Origin of the sequence: Pseudomonas sp. CM27 (assembly GCF_013179515.1) — a bacterium.
Taxonomy (GTDB): Bacteria; Pseudomonadota; Gammaproteobacteria; order Pseudomonadales; family Pseudomonadaceae; genus Aquipseudomonas.
Genome location: NZ_JABMCN010000378.1, coordinates 1 through 3508, shown reverse-complemented (window position 1 = coordinate 3508; position 3508 = coordinate 1). Strand labels below are relative to the sequence as shown.

Below are 3508 nucleotides of genomic sequence, written 5' to 3'. Positions count from 1 at the left end.
ATGCCGGCGTGACCAGGATCAGGCCGATGCTCACCAGCACTACCAGCACGGCTTCGTTGCGGCGGATGCGTTCACGGAACAACACGCCTTCAAGGATCACGGTAAAGGCCGGGAAGCTGGCGAAGCCGAGGGTGGCGATGGCCACGCCGCCGACCTTTACCGCAATGAAGAAGCTGACCCAGTGGCCAGCCAGCAGCACACCGCCGAGCAGCAGGCGGCGGATGTCCTGGCCGCTCAGGCGTCGCCAGCCCGGGCCAGTAAGGCTGGCAAACAGTGCCAAGGCAAGTACGGCAAAAGCGGCGCGGCCGAAAACGATGACTGCCGGGCTGGCGCTGGCGGCCAGTTTGCCGAAGACGCCGGTGAGGCCGAAGAACAGCGCGCCAATGTGCAGGGCGCCCAGGGCAGTGCGGTGGTTCATGAAGGGTCCTTGCTGAAGATGTCTGCTGACTATACCGGCCTCTTCGCGGGCAAGCCCGCGAAGAGGCCGGCACAGGCAAGTGTAAAGGCTCGGCAAACCGTTCTGTCGCAAGACTGCTGACAGTCATCACTCGTCACCGTTTTGCCACGGCGCTGTCACACGCGCCTGCCAGTCTCCAGCAAACTGCGCCGGAGCCTGTCCATGACCCATGCCGAACTCTCCCGTCCCTCGCGCAAGCAACGCGTGCGGACCCTGTGGATCTCCGATGTGCACCTGGGCACCCGCGATTGCCAGGCGGAGCACCTGTCGCAGTTCCTCAAGGGCTACCAGGCCGACCGCGTCTACCTGGTGGGTGACATCATCGACGGCTGGAAGCTGCGCAGCGGTATCTACTGGCCGCAAGCGCACACCAACGTGATCCGCCGGCTGCTGACCATGAGCAAGCGCGGCACCGAGGTGATCTATGTCACCGGCAACCACGACGAATTCCTGCGCCGCTACTCTAGGCTGATGCTGGGCAACATCCAGCTGGTGGACGAGGCCGAACACCTCACTGCCGATGGCCGCCGCCTGCTGGTGATCCATGGCGACCAGTTTGATGTCATTACCCGTTACCACCGCTGGCTGGCGTTTCTCGGTGACCGCGCCTACGAGTTCACCCTGGTACTGAATCGCTGGCTCAACCACTGGCGTGCGCTTTACGGCTATGGCTACTGGTCGCTGTCGGCCTACCTGAAGCACAAGGTCAAGGGCGCGGTGAACTTCATCAGCGATTTCGAGGATGCCATCGCCCACGAGTGCACCCGGCGTGGTTTTCAGGGGGTGGTGTGTGGGCACATCCACCATGCCGAGATCCGCAAGGTGGGGGAGGTGGAATACCTCAATTGCGGCGATTGGGTGGAGTCGTGCACAGCGTTGATCGAGCACTGGGATGGCAGCATCGAGTTGTATCGGCTGGCGGACGCACAGGCGCGGCAGGTGCAGGCAGCGGCGGCCGAGCGGGAGCCGGCCTAGGGGCGGCCACGCTACAGGCGGATCTTGCCCAGCAGGATATCCCTGAACATGACGAAATCCCCGGCAAGGCTATAAAACGGGTAGGTAAAAGTGGCCGGCCGGTTCTTTTCGAAAAAGAAATGCCCGACCCAGGCAAAGCCGTAGCCGAACAGCGGTACGCCCAGCAACAGCAACCACTTGCCACTGCCGATGGTATAGGCCAGCAGGGCGATCACCAGGCTGGTGCCGACAAAGTGCAACCGGCGGCAGGTGGGGTTGCTGTGCTCCCCCAGGTAGTACGGATAGAACTCGGCAAAACTGCGAAACTGCGCTGTGCTGTTCATGGCTGTGCTCCGGGATTAATACTTCTGGACAAGATGCACGGCGTGGAGCCTGATTCGAGTCTAGAGTGACTGGCGGGGCCTACCAGTGACAATAGGCGCCAATTGAGTATCCTTGGGGTTCACCGCAGGAGCGGTCAGCATAAGAAGCCTGTCATGAGCGAAAGAACCACGTCAGCCAGCTGGGCATCAGGGATTGTGAAGGCACTCGAACTGGAAGGGCTGGACTGCCGGGCCATGTTCAAGCAGCTGGGCCTGGACTTCGCTGCCCTTGACGACCCCGACGCGCGTTTCCCCCAGGACTCCATGACCCGTCTCTGGCAGCTGGCAGTGGAGCTGTCGGGCAACGAGGCCATCGGCCTGAACATGGCGCGAGTGGTGCGCCCGGCGTCGTTCCATGTGGTGGGTTATGCATTGATGTCCAGCCGCACGCTGGCCGAGGGCTTCGAGCGCCTGGTGCGCTACCAGCGCATCATCGCCGAAAGCTCCGACCTCAGCTTCGTCCTCGGCGCCGAGGGCTATTCGCTGATCCTCACCGTGCACGGCGACCACTTGCCGCCGACCCGGCACAGTGCAGAAGCGTCGTTGGCCTGCGCCCTGGCGCTGTGCAAATGGCTCAGCGGCCGGCCGGTGCAGCCGCGACGGGTGCTGGTGCAAGGGCCGCAGCCAAAGAATGTGGAGCCGTACAAGGTGGCGTTCCATTCGCCGCTGGTGTTCGGCGCGGCGCACGATGCGCTGGTGTTCGAGCGGGCCGACATGGAGGCGCCGTTGCCGACTGCCAACGAGGCCATGGCGGTGCTGCACGACCGGTTTGCCGGGGAGTACCTGGCACGGTTTTCCGAAAGCCGCGTCACCCACCGCGTACGCCAGGTGCTGTGCCGCATCCTGCCGCAGGGCGAGCCCAAGCGCGAAACCCTGGCCCAGGCCTTGCACCTGTCGCAGCGCACCTTGCAGCGGCGCCTGCAGGAGGAGGGCACCAGCTTCCAGGCGCTGCTCGACGACACCCGCCGCGAACTGGCCGAACAGTATCTGGCCCAGCCCGGCATGACCTTGCTGGAAACCGCCTACCTGCTTGGTTTTGCCGACCCCAGCAACTTCTACCGGGCCTTCCGCCGCTGGTTCGATGCCACGCCCAGCGAATACCGCGCCCGTCTGGGCGCGGACAGCGAGCTACTCAGTGACGCCAGAACGCCGGCATACACAGGACCAGCACCGTGATGATTTCCAGGCGACCAAGCAGCATACCGCCGGCCAGGATCCACTTGGCTGCATCAGGCAGCGTGGCGTAGTTGCCAGACGGGCCGATCACTTCACCCAGCCCTGGGCCCACACCTGAAACCGTGCCGGCAGCACCGGTCAATGCGGTCATCCAGTCCACGCCAAGCAACGACAGCAGCAGCGCCATGACGCAAATGGTGATGGCAAAGAAAAACGAGAACGTCAGGATCGAGCGCACGATGTCTTCGTCGAGCCGGTGGCCGTTGTACTTCTGCTTGATCACCGCGCGCGGGTGGATCAGCTGGTTGAGGCTGGCCTTGAGCAGGATGTAGGCAACCTGGAAGCGGAAGATCTTGATCCCGCCTGCGGTCGAGCCGGAGCAGCCGCCAACGAAGCCCAGGTAGAAGAACAGCATCAGCGAGAAGTTGCCCCACAGGCTGTAGTCGCCCAGGGCGAAGCCGGTGGTGGTCACTACCGAGGTGACGTTCAGTGCCACATGGCGCAGGGCATCAAGCCAGTGCAGGTTGGTGCTGTACCA

Annotated in this window: 5 protein-coding genes; 2 read left to right on the top strand and 3 right to left on the bottom strand. The window is 63.5% G+C overall.

The features are described from left to right. On the bottom strand, window positions 1-418 hold a 418-nt coding region (locus tag HP547_RS27995; protein ID WP_172288707.1), incomplete at its 3' end, for an EamA family transporter. 201 nt (window positions 419-619) lie between these two features. On the opposite strand from HP547_RS27995, the gene HP547_RS27990 reads away from it, so the two are divergent. Then, on the top strand, window positions 620-1432 hold the full coding sequence (locus HP547_RS27990) for a UDP-2,3-diacylglucosamine diphosphatase (RefSeq protein ID WP_172288705.1): 813 nt from the start codon (window positions 620-622) through the stop codon (window positions 1430-1432). Window positions 1433-1443: 11 nt separating this feature from the next. Here the strand turns inward: HP547_RS27990 and HP547_RS27985 are convergent, their stop codons facing one another. Continuing rightward, window positions 1444-1755 carry a DUF962 domain-containing protein gene (locus HP547_RS27985; RefSeq protein WP_172222635.1) on the bottom strand — a complete coding sequence of 104 codons (312 nt, stop codon included), beginning with the start codon at window positions 1753-1755 and terminating at the stop codon, window positions 1444-1446. Between the two features lie 153 nt (window positions 1756-1908). On the opposite strand from HP547_RS27985, the gene HP547_RS27980 reads away from it, so the two are divergent. Beyond that, the gene (locus HP547_RS27980; protein ID WP_172288703.1) at window positions 1909-2970 is read left to right on the top strand and encodes an AraC family transcriptional regulator; all 1062 of its coding nucleotides are present in this window, start codon (window positions 1909-1911) and stop codon (window positions 2968-2970) included. On the opposite strand, the gene HP547_RS27975 is transcribed toward HP547_RS27980, so the two are convergent. Continuing rightward, window positions 2927-3508 (bottom strand): TrkH family potassium uptake protein (locus HP547_RS27975; protein WP_172288701.1); only part of this gene is annotated, 582 nt, incomplete at its 5' end. The genes HP547_RS27980 and HP547_RS27975 overlap by 44 nt on opposite strands.

Coding starts and splice junctions, on each gene's coding strand:
- HP547_RS27990 (WP_172288705.1), top strand. CDS start 620: ATGACCCATGCCGAACTCTCCCGTCCCTCGCGCAAGCAACGCGTGCGG.
- HP547_RS27985 (WP_172222635.1), bottom strand. CDS start 1,755: ATGAACAGCACAGCGCAGTTTCGCAGTTTTGCCGAGTTCTATCCGTAC.
- HP547_RS27980 (WP_172288703.1), top strand. CDS start 1,909: ATGAGCGAAAGAACCACGTCAGCCAGCTGGGCATCAGGGATTGTGAAG.